Below are 12,602 nucleotides of genomic sequence, written 5' to 3' on the forward strand. Positions count from 1 at the left end.
GGCGCGGGCGCGCGAGGGGGGTCGAACTCGCCGGGGAGAGAGGAAGACCCCCCGGCGCGGTCGGCCGCCCCCCACGAGATCGCTGGATTTTTCAGCGGCTCAGGCGGTCGACGGCTCGGATCGAGCGCAGCACGCGCCGTCGCCTGCTCGCCGAGCGCAGGTCAGCGAGCACGACGCTCAGCAGAAGCTATCGGTGCAGATAGCGACGATGAACTTGGTGACGCTGACGGCGCGACCTGCTGCAGATGATCACCATGCGAAGACCAGCTCGCCTTGACGAGCGAGGAGACACGGCTCGTGCTCGCGGCGCCACTCCTTCCATTGGCGATCGTCGAGTACGTGGCGAGGCACGTCGGGATGGACGAAGATCACGTCTAGGAGGCGGCCTCGCAGCGACTGGCGGGCAGAACGGAAGATGATCCGGGAGCCGTTGACGAAGCTGATCGACTCATCACCGTTCGTGCGCTGGACGCGCTTCACCATGGCTCCCCCGGCCGATGCTGTTGCCGCGGCCGCAACCGCCTCGAGGCATGCGCGCGACTCCGGCTGCCGCGCGGCGACGACGGCGACCCGTCGATCAGGATGGGCCAGAGCGTCGAGTACGAGACCAGCTGCAGCGAATCGATCCATGATGATGTCCTATCCGGTGATGATCGTGTGGAGGTTGGAGTCGTAGGTCACGGTGTGCGATCCATCGACATGGTGGTGCAGCTCGCACGGCAACGCGCTCGCGAGTTCGTCACCGCACGTCGGACAAGCTGCGATGCCTCCGCTGACGATTGAGTCGTCGTAGTCTGGCCGTCGGCTCATGGCCAGTTCCTTCCTGGGCGGCTACCACCAGTCGGGGACCTGCTCGCCGAGCCCCAGGCTCGTCGTGCCTTTCCCCTTGCTGGAGTTGCAGTTGAAGTGGAAGTGCGCGAAGTTCGTCGGATCCTCTTGGAGCTCCGGGAAGTCCTCAACCGACTTGACGTGCTCGAGCGTGTGCGAGTTCGGTGTCGTTCCCGGCTTCGCGTCGTAATCGATGCGCTGCCCGCACCGCGGCGCCGCGCACACCGAGAGGTGCCGGGTCGCGGGATCCGCGTCGAGGCGCTTGCCCTCCTCGTAGAACTCGGTGCGGAGCTTGTTCATGCGCCGCGTGTTCTTCCGCTTACCGGCCACCTTCGCCCTCCCACACGATGGGCGGGTGTCCCCCGGCCGTTGCGCGCAACACTCACGGCCGGGGGCTCTCCCCGAAATGCAGAAGGCCGGACATCCCCGCGTGGGGCGTCCGGCCTACTTCTGCATTTGAGAGATTAGGGGGTGCAGACACTCCTCGGTCAAGACCACCCTTCCGTCGGCGTGTCGCCAAGCGCAGCGCGGATGCGGTACTGGTGCGCGGGGTTCGCGGCGAGACGGCGTCGTAGCTCGGCGAGCAGTACGTCCTCGCGCACGATCCTGCGCCCCAGCTCGTCCCATCCCATCGGCATGCCGTCCTTCCTCCACTGCTTGATCGAGCGCACCGAGCGGTCGACACGGAGCGCAGCACCGCGGTAGGTAAACCACCGCTCGGGCTCCTGCTCGACCTCGACCACTTCGACTCCTCTCAGAACGTGCGGGACGCGCCGCAGCGCTCGCACCGCAGCTGCTGGATCTGGCCCGTCTGCGAGTAGATCGGGACCACGCCGTTGCGCAGGCACCTCGGGCAACGATGCCGATGCGGGCGGAAGGCGGCCCCCGGGTATCGGGCGCGAGCCCCCTGGATCGACGCGACGAGCTCGTCGACGGGGACCGAGTACTCGGCACCGAGAGTGAGGGTGTACGCGTGCTCTCGCAGGTACCGAGTGACGGCGATGACATCGGAGTAGATGCGATCCGGGTCCGTGGTTGAGAAGCCGACCACGGAGAACTGCGACGAGGTCGCCACGAGCCACTGGCGGTCGAGCTCGTCAGGCAGACCGCGCCACTTGCCCGAGCGCTCAGCGAAGTCCACTGCGAGGGAGCAGACCCGCCCCCAGACATCGTCCGCCTCGTCGAGCGGGTCGATGTTCAACGGTGCGATCGCGCGCTCCTTGGACCCCGACACGCGAGGCTCAGAGCTCGCCTGCATCGACGGCACTGCTTGCGCACGCATGTGCAGGATCAGATGCGGGACGTCGTTCAGCGCTGAGGTGAACCAGTCGATTCGCCCGAAGGCATCGTGCGTCATGGGGTCAGGTCCTCCAATGCAAGGGCGGCGGGGTGCGGAGTGTCTTCGGGGCGGCGGCTGCCATCCGGCCCGTAGTCGGTGTCGTCGAGGATCCAGGTCTCGTCGCTGTCGAGGTCGACGACCTCCGTGAGGCCGCACCAGCCGCAGCGAGTAGCGATCCACTGGATGACTGGCCATGCCGTCGCATGGTCGTAGACGGGGATCCTGTAGGACTTGCCCCAACGGGACCGGATGGTCTTGTGACGTCGGATCACCTCGAACACCTCGCCCGTGCCGGGCTGGCGGCGTCCGAGGCTGGTGTACGGGCGGGCAGCGGTGCCGCAGGCGGCGCACTGATAGGACTTCCCGTGGAACTCGACTGACGACAGTGGCAGCTCCTGCCAGTCGTCCCAGCGGACAACGTCGCCATCCCAGCGCGATGGAAGCGTCGGGAACGCCGTCGGCGCGCCAAGGAGGCGAAGAGGCGACGGAGCGGGGTCGAAGTCGTCGAGGTCGAACAGCGGCGGCGGGAGTGTCTCGTCGGTCATGGCTCCATCCAGGTCAGGCCGGAGTACGCATCCTCGTGCTCGTCGTGCGCGCCGAGGCGGGTGCAGCGGATCGAGGACGGGTCGTCGGGATGGAACTGGCTGTGGGCCGCGGCCGGTGTCGAGGCGGAGCATCGTTCGGGCGAGCTGCGGGAGGTCCGCTCGAGGAAGTGCTCGATCGCGTCTGCCTCGAGCTCGCTGGCCCGCGTCTTCGCGATCGCGCGCCCCCAGTACGCGAGCACGGCGCCGGTCATCGGCTCGGCGGCGAGCGCGGGTGCTCTGCGTGTGATGCGGAGGCCGCGTGGTCCGAGGGTGATGTGGCCCCATCCGTCGGGAAGGTCGTCTCGGACGATGTTCGGGTCACTGCTGACGAGGTACCAGCGGTGGCAGTGCTGTCGCCAGTACTCGGCCTTGCGGGGGTTGCGGAGCTCGGCGAGCCAGTCGGCTCGTGAGACCTTGACCTCGAAGCCGATGAGCTCGTGCTTGTCGTAGGTGTCGACGACCAGGTAGTCGGCGATCGCGCGCGCCTCCCCGACGTATCTCTCCGCGGGGTAGCGGACATGCTGGGCGCGAACGAACCGGTCCGCGTTCGTGCCCGGGCGGACGCGCGTGTACTTCTCCCGGAGCAGGCCCAGCATCTCGCGCTCCGTGATCCGCTGCTGGATGGACTCCTTTGCTTCCGGTTCGGGGCGAGGCAGCTCGAGCCCGGGCAGTTCGTCAGTCATCGCATCGGCCTTCCTCCGCTTCACGGACCCACGCCGCGACCACCGCATAGATGGCGCCCGACGCCGCCAGTGACCGGCAGTACGCGTCGAGTTCAGCGCGCGTCATTGCTCGCCCTCGTTCTCAAGCAGTTGCGGCCAGACCCCGAGGCCGTGGCGGCGGTAAGCAGCGAGGGGATCCCGCCGCTCCTCCGGCGTCAGCTCGGCGACAGCGTGCATGGGGATCAGCCATCCGCGCTTCACGCGCAACTCGACCGCCCGGTCCTGTCGCGTTGACCAGAACAGCCACGGGTAGAACGCGTCGATGCCACGGTCCTGCGCGATCGAGTACTCGCAGTCGCGGAGGTCCGGCGTCGACGAGCGGCACTCCTCCGAGTGCAGGACGTACACGCGCTCCTCCGCCGACACCGCGCGCCCGAAATGCAGCGTCGGATGCCGGCGCCGACCCACGATCCGCTCGACGGAGGTCGCGTCCACGAGATCGCTCACCAGTCACCCCCGAGCATGCCCCTCCAGATTCGTGCGGATCGCCCCAGGCTGGGCACGCCCAGCGGGATGAAGTGCTCGTGCGGCAACGGCTCCTCCCGAGCAACCATCACCATCGAATGCTCGCCATCACCCGGGACGAACCCGCCCGGGGCCAGATGATCGACCTCCGCGCCCGACTGTCGACCCGGCGGATGAGGCAGATCGCACCAGCTGGTGAGCTGCGAAGCCTCCGCCAGGGCGCCGGCCCACACCCCTAACCTCCGGTGCCTGCCATACCCCGGCGCCTGGGCCCGCTCCGCCAGCGCATCGAGATCCCGATGAGCGCGCGCCGTGAAGTACTCAGCCACCGCGGCGAGCCGCCCCAGCGGATCCTTCGAGTACTTCACCGCGATCACATCCAACGGATGCATCATGACCCGGCCCGCCGAAGCGACCGCCGTCCCGACCGGGAGACGCTCGCTCTCCATGACCGGGACCCCCAACGTCTTCGCCAAGAACGCGCCCATGCTCGGCGCCATGCGACCATCCCGCCCGATCACCGGTCTTCCCTCCGGGCGTAGACGTGCCACACGAACGGACCGCTGCAGCACGAGCCAACGTGATCACCTGCGTTATCGGGGATCGGTATCCCCGTGCCATACACGTTCAGGAAGATGCCGCCCGGGCTCGGCAACACCTTGCCGGCGTCTGCCTCGTGCTCGACCCACACCTCGACGACATCGTCTTTACCACCACGGTCAGCGGAGACATGCACCACTCGGCCAGCCGGGTGCACCTGGTGGTCGACCACGCCGACCATGACTCGATAGCGATGGATGATCTTGCTCATCATCGGGTTACTCCCTCTGCGGCGAGCGCCGCGGTGATGGTGGTGTTGGTGTCGGGGTCGAGTCGGCGGAGGCCGAGCGCACCCTTGAACGGGACCAATGAGGCAAGCGGGCGGGGGTTCTCGAGCACCAGATGATGCGCGTCCTCCTCCGCCCAGCTCGAGCAGAACGCATACCCCTGGAACGTCATCTCTGCGCATTCGCTGGCAGTGTGCACGTCGACGAGGTCGACCACGCCGAGGATCGCCCCGAAGACGATCTCCGTCGGTGTATCGGTGCCGTGCAGCTGCTTGTGGAGACGCGCCGCGGCGTTGCCCTTCTCGAAGTTGGCCATGCCTGCGTGGATCGCGACCAGGCCGCGGTAGCCACCCGCGATGTTCCGCACCCGGTTCTCCACGTCTTTGCCGCCGTAGATGATGGCCCACGCCCACGGCTGCCGGACCGTGAGGATCCGCATCTCGGTCACGAGCGGCCTCCATCGAGCATCAGGCGGCCCGGCATGCCGGTCGCGATCATGGCGTCGACCTGCGAGCCGGTCTCCTCGAAGACGGTGCGGCCGCTCGGCAGCACCGTGTGGGCGAAGAACTCCTGCTCGAACGTCGCGATGCCCGACTCGATCGCTTCGAGCTTCGCCTTGACCACCAGCGCGAGCGCGCGCCACCGCTGACGCGTCGCCTGCTCGTAGGCCGCCTCCCGCGCCGACGCCGTGCGCACGCCCCTCGAGTGGTGGGTGAACTCGCGCGCCTCAGGGTCCGGGAGCGGGATCGTGAAGCGCACCTGCCGACCCGCGGCCTGGAACGCGATCCGGGCGGCACCCGGCTCCGTCATGTAGGCGAAGTGGGTGGCCCCGTAGCGCGAGAGCGTCTTCTCGATCTCACCGCGGGACCGATCGCTCGTCACGTCCGTCTTCGCCGCGTAGGTGCTCACGAGCGCCACTCCTTGCGCAGCCGCTCGAGCTCGGCAATCCGATCCCGCATGCTCGCGAGAGCCTGGTCGGCGCCCGCGAGCCACGCGGCCTGCCCCTCCCACTCCGCATCCGGATCCTGCGGGTGATGCCACAGCACATGCGAGAGCTGCACGTACAGCAGCGCCGCCGACGCGGCTTCCGCCGGCGGGACGAACGCCGGCGCCGTCGTCAGCAGCCGGAGCGCCATGTCGCGCATCTCCGCGAGCGTCTCCTCCGCCTTCGTCATCGTCTCAGCGGCCATCGCTGACTCCTCTCGTTCCGCGGCGAGCGCCGCTGTCGTTGTTCGGGGTGGGTGTGGTGTTCGGCCAGACGTGGCCGCAGGTGCAGCGGTGCCAGATGGCGTGCTTCGGGAAGCGCATGCAGACGTGGACGAGGGCGCGGCGGCCGTTGATGGTGCAGCGGCCCGGTTTCGATGTGGGGCAGGTTCTCGCCATCGGGGTCACCATCCCTTGCCGCAGCTGCAGAGCGCGCCGCAGCTGCGGCCGTGGTTGTGCGTGCGGGTGCCGTCGCATGAGCCGTCGTCGCAGGGAACGTTCTTCGGGTCGACGGCGCCGAGTTCGGCGAGCATCGAAGTCGAGATTCGGTTGAGCTCGACGAGGTCGATCACGCGGTCCGTGAGCAGGCCCTCGGCGACGTCCTGCGCCGCGGCCACCTGGACCTCCTCGGACGAGTGCCGGCGGATCATCTGGATGAGGGAGTCGCGAAGCTGGAAGACGTGCGTCGGCGTGAAGGTGTGCTCGACGAGGATCTCGGGCTCATCAGTGGTGGGCTCGGTCATGAGGGCTCCTAGAGGTGTCGGGGGTCCGCAGCGCGGCGGTACTGGATGCGGAGGCGCTCGAACTCCTCGAGCGCTTCGGAGATCTGCTCGAGCGCGTAATCGTCCGTGGGCGGCCCGCACGGCACGAGCTGCCCGTCGTCGTCCTGGAGGTACCAGCCGTAGCCGGCGCCGAACGGCGCGTTCCGGAAGATCGGGACCTCGGCGGGGTCGTCCCAGGAATGCACCATGTAGCCGAGGATCGTGGCGAGCGTCGGATGAGCATGCACCCACCCGTGCTCGGACACGGTGCCGTCACCGCCGAGGCTCACGATGTTCGACGGGCGATGCTTCCCACCGCGCGAGCGGAGCTGCCGGTGATGCTCGGAATGGAGACCCATCTCACTCGACGACAACGGCACATCGGACCATGCCGACCGCTCGTTGTCGCGGCCGCGCGCGACCGCGTACCCCTCCGCCTGCGTCCAGACCTTCTCAACCGGCTCCACCGCGGCGCTCACGCTGCCCTCCGCATGCGACCCGAGAGCAGCTCGAACGGGGCCGCGAGATCCCGCCGGTCGGCCCGGTAGAGGCGACGCTGCGCCGCGACGAGATTCGTGCCCAGCTGCCGAGCGATCATCTCGGGGTGCATCCCGTACGACGACAGCCACTCCACCTCGGCTACGAACTCGGACAGGTTCATCCGGGGCTCACGCCGGCGCCGCAGCGGCGTCACCCTCGCGGTCACGAGGTCCTCCCCGACTCCACCGCGAGACGCTCGAAGTCCGCGAGGAAGCTCGACGAGGCGACCAGGCGCCCAGACGCGATCGCATCCCGAACCAGAGCATGCAGGGCGTCCGCCGCGGCGCTGTGCATGATCGCCGAAGCACGCGCGCGATCGCGCTCGTCGACGCGCACATCCACCTCTGCGGCGAGCGCGGCCATCTCGGACACGTCGGACCATTCGGGGCGTTCGGCGCGTTGCGCGAGGAGCTCGCCGGCGTGGCGCTCGAGGGAGCGGGACTTGGCGGTGGCCTGCTCGAGGAGGCGTTCGCGGGTCTTCGGGGTCAGGGTGACGGTGATGACGTTGTTGCTCATGCTCGGCTCCGCTTCTTGGCTGTCTTCACGAGTGCGCGTTCGGCCTCGGTGAGTTGGTAGCCCCACTCCTCGAGCTGGGTGAGGTAGTTCGCGGCGGTGGTGTCCTCGCCATATCGGGGCTGCTTCGGGTTGGAGATCTCGTGCTCCATGCATCCGATGGCGGCCGCGAGGCCGACGCGCAGCTCGCTCTGGCCCTTGCCGGTCTCGATCGCGGCGAGCAGGGCCGTGCGCTCCTTGCCGTAGTCGGTGTCGTGGGTGATGCCGAGCATCGTTTCCGCGAACTCGAGGTAGTCGGTGGCGTAGGAGCTGATGCTCGAGTGGTAGGCGTCTCGGTGGTGGAGCAAGGCCTTCACGATCCACAGCAGGGCGCCGTCGGGCATCTTGGTCTGCTGCAGGAGGTTCGCGCGGATCCACTCGTGCCGCACCTCGGTCGCGATCTTCCATGCCGCGCGGCGTTCGCGCTTCTCACGGCGTTCCTGCTTCTGCTGGTCGGTGAGCGGGCCACGCGCGGCCTGGCGGTGCCGGTTCATGTAGCCGTGCTCGGCGACGTTGCGGGCGAAGGTGCGGCGCTGCCACCGGTACACCCACTCCCCGTCCTCCCACGCGCCATGCTGGGAAGCTGAGACGACATAGATGCCGAGCTCCTTCGCCTTCTCCTCGGTGAGCTCCTCGCCGCGCTCGCGATGCACCAGCCAATAGCCGAACTCCTCGTACTCGCCCGTCACCGCATCCCGGCGCACGGTCGGATGCACGAACTCGAGCCCGTCGGCCTCCGCCGCGGCGCGCACCTCCGCGATCGCCAACTCCTCCTGGCGCTCCTGCTGCGCGCGCTTCAGCACCGCACGGAACTCCCCCGGATCCTGGCTCGCCGTCGACGCGAGCGAAGCATGCAGCGCCTCGTCATCCTCGAACTCCACCAACTGCGCTGCGACATCGAGCGGGAGCGCCTCCTCCCCCATCACCTGAACGGTGCGACCGTGATCGCGGCCGAGCTTCACCTCCTCCCGCACGACCTTCCGCGGGCGGTGCGTGGCCTTCGCGATCTCGTCCGGCTTCATGCCCAGCTCGAACAGGGCCGTCGTCGCTGCGACGTGCTCGGACGCGGCAAGGCCGGAGCGATGGTCGTTCTCGCCGAGCTGCCGGATGATGCGGCCACGCTCCACCTCCCTCGCGTCGGCGCCGGGACGCTCGATCACCTCGCACGTGATGAACTCGCGCTCGGACTGCTGCGCGGCGAGCAGACGACGCTGCCCCCGCTCGAGCACGAGCTGCCCGTCATCGCGGCGCCAGACCTGCACCGGCTGCTGCACACCGTGCTCCTTCACGGACAGGTAGAAGTCGGGATCGATATCGACGATGGTGCGCACGTTCTCGTCGAGGATGATCGCCGACGGGCTGACGTCGATGAACTCCCTCGACGACGGCGCTTCGATGGTCGGTTCGGTACTCATGGGGTTCTCCTTGCGTAGGTGATCAGGTGTGGTCGATGCGGCCGTGCTCGTCGACGAACTCGACCGGGACCGAGACGACTGGCCGGGGCCCGAGCAACGCGCCCGCGGCGGCCTCCTCGAGCGCGAGCAACTGCGCGTCCAGATGGGCGAGCATCGGCACCCGCAACAGCGGGTCGAGGTGCTCCGCCTCCGCCCGTGCCGCCCGCAAGTCCTTGTGCTGCTGGTTCCGAAGCCTCGCGGTGCCACAGTCCCTGCAGTCCAGACCCTCGGGAGGACCGCCAGGATGCTTGCTGCAGAACGGGGGTGGCGGAAGACGAGGCTTCGAGGTAGATCGGGAAAGCCCCACGCCCGCCCCCGCACTCACGCCCGCACTCGCCCGCACGCTCACGCCCACGCTCTCGCCCTCGCGCTCGCTCGCCCCCGCGCCCTCTCCCCCTACTGCTGCAGTCAGGAATGGCGGAATCTCGCCGTTCTCCGCGGGTGGATCCGGGTCGGCCGGCGGCGCCGAGTACTGCGCCTCGCCCTCCTTCTGCACCTTCGGCCAGCGGGCGATGATCTGGAACAACTCGGCGCCGGTCCCCGCAGGATCCCGGTACAGGCGCAGCCACCCCGCCTCGCTCAGCTCGAGCAGCCACGTCTCGACGTCGTCGACCGACGGCCACTCCGCACCCTCCGGTCCCGCCGGCCACGCCCGCGACCGGATCAGCGGCGCGTCCGCGACCCCGCGGCCCGCGGGATCCGCCATCATCCGCAGCGCGGTCGCGAGATGCCGGCAAGTCGACGGCAGCGCGACGAGGCGCGGATTCGTGAAGTCGGCGCCAGGCAACTGCCTCTGCCGGTTGATCTGCATACGGAGCAATCCCCTCGATGAATGTGTCGATCGCGTACTCGAGGCGCTCGTCGGGCACCCGGAAGCATTCGGTCCAGCCGCGGCCGCGCCACATCAGGCCCGACGCGTCCGCCTCCTCAGCGGAAGCGAACGCCGGCATGAAGCGCGCCGCGGCGAGGAAGAGGATCAGCTGCTCCACTTCGCGTTTCACGGGCTCCTGCACATAGATCAGGCGCGCGCCGGTGCGGAGGAACTCGCGGATCCGGGAGAACTTATGCGCGCGCCCGTACTTCACGACGCCGTGCTCCGGCCACCACACCATGTAGGTCATCGCGTACGGCGAGATCCGCTCGCACGGCTCGACCCCCGCGCACGGGCACAGGCCGCTCACGATCCCGCCGCCTCACGCAGGCGGTCGAGCACGCGCAGCGCGACCCGTCGCCAGGAATCGGCCTGACCGAAGTGCACCTGACCGGTGCCCTCCCGCGCCGCGGTCGTGCGGAGAATGCTCGCGAGCACGCCCGCGGTCATCTCGTTCTCGTACCCCGGGAGAGGTTCGCCGGCATCCGTATCCGCGGGGAAGGCGTCGAGATCGAGCGCGAGCTCGCGCAGCGCGCGCGCCTGCGACGCGGTCATGCCGCCGCTCACGATGCGTCCCCGTTCTCGAGACGCGCCCGCATCGACGCCGCGAGCTCCGTATAGCCGTGCTGCGTGAGGTAGCACTGCTCGTAGTGGCCGCCGGCGCCGGGCAGCTTCCGCACCCGCGAGAACGCGGTGGCGCGCGCTCGCGCTTCGAGCGTCGGCCGCCACCCGCGCCCACCCGACAGGCGCGCGATCCATCCCATCCGCTCGAGGTCGGCGAACAGCTCGTCGCGGGTCACCGCGACGCCGAGGAGATCCACGAGCGACGCCGCCGCGTCCGCGATCGCGACCTCGGATCGATCCGGGGTGCCCGAGATCCGATCGAGCACCGCGTCCAGAGTGCCCTCCCAATCGCGAAGGCACATGTCGCGGTGATGCTCCGCCAGCCACGAAACGAACGCGGCCGCCAGCTCGGGAGACGCGGCAAGACCCGCCGCGCGCTCGACCGCGGCGCGCGACCACAGGTACGTCGTGACGATCGCGCGCGTCGGCGGCGGCGTCCACTGATGCATCCACGTCACCGGGTGCATCTCGAACGTCGCCGGCTCCGTGATGTCGAGGAGCTCGACGACCTGGTTCACGTCGAGAGCGAGATCCCGGTCCGGCGTGAGCCACACCCGCACCTGACCATGCCCGATCCACGGGAGGATGATGCTCACTCGGCGCTCGGCGATCGTCGCCGGCAGCAGGTCCGGGAACGCCTGCGCCGCGTTCATGCCGGCTCCCCCGTCTCGACCTGCCGCTTCCACTCGGCCGCGAGCGACTCGGTCGCCGCCTCGAGGTCCTTCGTCGCGCACACGACGCGCTTCTCGCGATCGAGCACGACCCACGCCTGCAGAAGCTGCGGGCCGGGAATGTCAGCGACGTTCATCGGTGGCACACCGAAGCGGCTCACGGCCTCGGCAGCCCGCACCGGCACTGGGATAGGTGCTTGACGCGGTTCCGGACGTCGCTGCAGCTGCGGCTCCGCCTCCGGGACCGTCGTCGGCTCCGGCTGCGGGGCCGGCGCCGCGGCCGCCGCAGTCGGCTCGGCCTCCTCGCCTCGGCGCTTCCGCGCCGCGCGAAGCGCCGAGGCGATGCCGGCAGGCTTCGAGCCCACCATCTCGGCGATCTCCGCGAACGACAGTCCCCCGTCCTCCCACGCGACCAGCAGCTCGGTGCGCTTCGAGGGAAGCAGCGAGCCCCAGTCCTCCGGAACGTCAGGCAGCGTCGCCGGCTCCGGGGTGGCGGCCGACGCCGCGGTCGTGGACTCTGCTTCCGACGGCTCGAGCTCACCGTCGCGCGCCGGTCCGGGCGCCGCGGCATCCGAGAGCCGACCGTCGCGGAAGACGTCGTAGAGCTCCTGGCCGCGAAGCCCGCTCGAGTACAACCGCTTGAACCGGATGTCTCGGCGGTAGGTGCCGGCGACCTCAGCGCACGTCATCGGCGTCGCGGGGCATGCCGATGTGACGCAGCCGGCGCGTTCACCCTCGAGCGTGCCGTGCGGCGCGGACGCGAGCACGTCCAGTGGATTCGGGGTCATGAGGTCCTCCTCGAGGTGTGCGGTGGGATGTGGTCGCATGCGCGGTCGATCACGCGGATGGAGTCAGCGATCGAGCAGGAAGCCGGGTCGCGGTCGACGAGGCCTTCGCTCGCGAGCGCCGCCCACGCTCGGACGATGTCTTGGTAGCCGACGACATGGCGCGGCGCGTCGGGGTAGCCGATATAGGCGATCTCCACGGCGTAGTCACTCGGCAGATCCCTGACCGCGTATCGGCGGCCCGGCCGGGGCCCGCTGGCGAGCTTGATGAATCCCCGCACGATCTCGTCGGTGACGAGCTCGACGCGGCGCACCTCAACTGCGAAGGTGGCGACGACGATGTCCTGGTCGCTCATCGGGCACCCGCTGTCATCGAAGCGAAAGCGGCGACAAGGCGCACCGATGCGAAGAACGCGCCCGGCGCGCCGAGCACGGCGAGCGCCACCGTCGGCAGTAGGCCGAGCAGCGGCGAGAAGATGATCACGATCACGATGAGGGCCCAGGCGGCCTCCGCGGCCGGGTACCAGCCGTACTGACCTCGCCGCCGGCGGGTCTCGGGAAGATGGGTGATTGGCATAGCGCCTCCTGATTTCGG

The 12,602-nt window shown here is 69.2% G+C and carries 23 protein-coding genes; all 23 read right to left on the bottom strand.

Annotated elements, in window-relative coordinates; genetic code table 11:
- Window positions 1-249: 249 nt before the first annotated feature.
- Entirely contained in the window at window positions 250-630 is a 381-nt protein-coding gene (locus MUN78_RS07020) for a hypothetical protein (protein ID WP_244729613.1), read from the bottom strand.
- Between the two features lie 201 nt (window positions 631-831).
- Window positions 832-1,128, bottom strand: coding sequence for an HNH endonuclease (locus MUN78_RS07025; protein WP_244729615.1), 297 nt, complete (start codon window positions 1,126-1,128; stop codon window positions 832-834).
- 188 nt (window positions 1,129-1,316) lie between these two features.
- Window positions 1,317-1,571, bottom strand: coding sequence for a hypothetical protein (locus tag MUN78_RS07030; RefSeq protein ID WP_244729616.1), 255 nt, complete (start codon window positions 1,569-1,571; stop codon window positions 1,317-1,319).
- Between the two features lie 11 nt (window positions 1,572-1,582).
- Window positions 1,583-2,185, bottom strand: a complete 603-nt coding sequence (locus MUN78_RS07035; protein ID WP_244729618.1) for a hypothetical protein — start codon at window positions 2,183-2,185, stop codon at window positions 1,583-1,585.
- On the bottom strand, window positions 2,182-2,712 hold the full coding sequence (locus MUN78_RS07040) for a hypothetical protein (RefSeq protein ID WP_244729619.1): 531 nt from the start codon (window positions 2,710-2,712) through the stop codon (window positions 2,182-2,184). The genes MUN78_RS07035 and MUN78_RS07040 overlap by 4 nt, the downstream gene beginning before the upstream one ends.
- A complete protein-coding gene (locus MUN78_RS07045; RefSeq protein ID WP_244729621.1) occupies window positions 2,709-3,434 on the bottom strand; it encodes a hypothetical protein in 726 nt (241 codons plus the stop codon). Before MUN78_RS07045 ends, MUN78_RS07040 begins: the two co-directional genes overlap by 4 nt.
- Before the next feature lie 102 nt (window positions 3,435-3,536).
- Window positions 3,537-3,908 (bottom strand): hypothetical protein, encoded by a 372-nt coding sequence (locus MUN78_RS07050; RefSeq protein ID WP_244729622.1) that lies wholly within the window; start codon window positions 3,906-3,908, stop codon window positions 3,537-3,539.
- Window positions 3,909-3,916: 8 nt separating this feature from the next.
- Window positions 3,917-4,438: a hypothetical protein gene (locus tag MUN78_RS07055; RefSeq protein ID WP_244729624.1), complete on the bottom strand. Its 522-nt coding sequence runs from the start codon at window positions 4,436-4,438 to the stop codon at window positions 3,917-3,919.
- Window positions 4,439-4,455: 17 nt separating this feature from the next.
- Window positions 4,456-4,752: a DUF7352 domain-containing protein gene (locus tag MUN78_RS07060; protein ID WP_244729625.1), complete on the bottom strand. Its 297-nt coding sequence runs from the start codon at window positions 4,750-4,752 to the stop codon at window positions 4,456-4,458.
- Entirely contained in the window at window positions 4,749-5,204 is a 456-nt protein-coding gene (locus tag MUN78_RS07065; protein WP_488153897.1) for an ASCH domain-containing protein, read from the bottom strand. Before MUN78_RS07065 ends, MUN78_RS07060 begins: the two co-directional genes overlap by 4 nt.
- A gap of 5 nt (window positions 5,205-5,209) precedes the next feature.
- Window positions 5,210-5,674 (bottom strand): hypothetical protein, encoded by a 465-nt coding sequence (locus tag MUN78_RS07070; RefSeq protein ID WP_244729629.1) that lies wholly within the window; start codon window positions 5,672-5,674, stop codon window positions 5,210-5,212.
- Complete coding sequence (locus MUN78_RS07075) at window positions 5,671-5,955, bottom strand: hypothetical protein (RefSeq protein WP_244729632.1); 285 nt, start codon at window positions 5,953-5,955, stop codon at window positions 5,671-5,673. The genes MUN78_RS07070 and MUN78_RS07075 overlap by 4 nt, the downstream gene beginning before the upstream one ends.
- A gap of 198 nt (window positions 5,956-6,153) precedes the next feature.
- A complete protein-coding gene (locus MUN78_RS07080) occupies window positions 6,154-6,492 on the bottom strand; it encodes a hypothetical protein (RefSeq protein WP_244729634.1) in 339 nt (112 codons plus the stop codon).
- An 8-nt stretch (window positions 6,493-6,500) separates the two neighbouring features.
- Window positions 6,501-6,989, bottom strand: coding sequence for a hypothetical protein (locus tag MUN78_RS07085; RefSeq protein WP_244729637.1), 489 nt, complete (start codon window positions 6,987-6,989; stop codon window positions 6,501-6,503).
- Window positions 6,986-7,216 (bottom strand): hypothetical protein, encoded by a 231-nt coding sequence (locus MUN78_RS07090; RefSeq protein WP_244729638.1) that lies wholly within the window; start codon window positions 7,214-7,216, stop codon window positions 6,986-6,988. Before MUN78_RS07090 ends, MUN78_RS07085 begins: the two co-directional genes overlap by 4 nt.
- Entirely contained in the window at window positions 7,213-7,566 is a 354-nt protein-coding gene (locus tag MUN78_RS07095; RefSeq protein WP_244729641.1) for a hypothetical protein, read from the bottom strand. The genes MUN78_RS07090 and MUN78_RS07095 overlap by 4 nt, the downstream gene beginning before the upstream one ends.
- A complete protein-coding gene (locus MUN78_RS07100; protein ID WP_244729644.1) occupies window positions 7,563-9,017 on the bottom strand; it encodes a ParB/RepB/Spo0J family partition protein in 1,455 nt (484 codons plus the stop codon). The genes MUN78_RS07095 and MUN78_RS07100 overlap by 4 nt, the downstream gene beginning before the upstream one ends.
- Before the next feature lie 22 nt (window positions 9,018-9,039).
- Window positions 9,040-9,867, bottom strand: a complete 828-nt coding sequence (locus tag MUN78_RS07105; protein WP_244729647.1) for a hypothetical protein — start codon at window positions 9,865-9,867, stop codon at window positions 9,040-9,042.
- Window positions 9,868-10,233: 366 nt separating this feature from the next.
- Window positions 10,234-10,482, bottom strand: coding sequence for a tRNA pseudouridine(13) synthase TruD (locus MUN78_RS07110; RefSeq protein WP_244729649.1), 249 nt, complete (start codon window positions 10,480-10,482; stop codon window positions 10,234-10,236).
- An 8-nt stretch (window positions 10,483-10,490) separates the two neighbouring features.
- Entirely contained in the window at window positions 10,491-11,204 is a 714-nt protein-coding gene (locus tag MUN78_RS07115) for a hypothetical protein (protein ID WP_244729651.1), read from the bottom strand.
- Window positions 11,201-12,010 (bottom strand): hypothetical protein, encoded by an 810-nt coding sequence (locus tag MUN78_RS07120; protein WP_244729653.1) that lies wholly within the window; start codon window positions 12,008-12,010, stop codon window positions 11,201-11,203. The genes MUN78_RS07115 and MUN78_RS07120 overlap by 4 nt, the downstream gene beginning before the upstream one ends.
- Entirely contained in the window at window positions 12,007-12,363 is a 357-nt protein-coding gene (locus tag MUN78_RS07125) for a hypothetical protein (RefSeq protein ID WP_244729654.1), read from the bottom strand. Before MUN78_RS07125 ends, MUN78_RS07120 begins: the two co-directional genes overlap by 4 nt.
- Entirely contained in the window at window positions 12,360-12,584 is a 225-nt protein-coding gene (locus MUN78_RS07130; protein ID WP_244729656.1) for a hypothetical protein, read from the bottom strand. The genes MUN78_RS07125 and MUN78_RS07130 overlap by 4 nt, the downstream gene beginning before the upstream one ends.
- Window positions 12,585-12,602 lie beyond the last annotated feature (18 nt).

Origin of the sequence: Leucobacter allii (genome assembly GCF_022919155.1) — a bacterium.
In the GTDB taxonomy this organism is placed as follows: Bacteria; Actinomycetota; Actinomycetes; order Actinomycetales; family Microbacteriaceae; genus Leucobacter; species Leucobacter allii.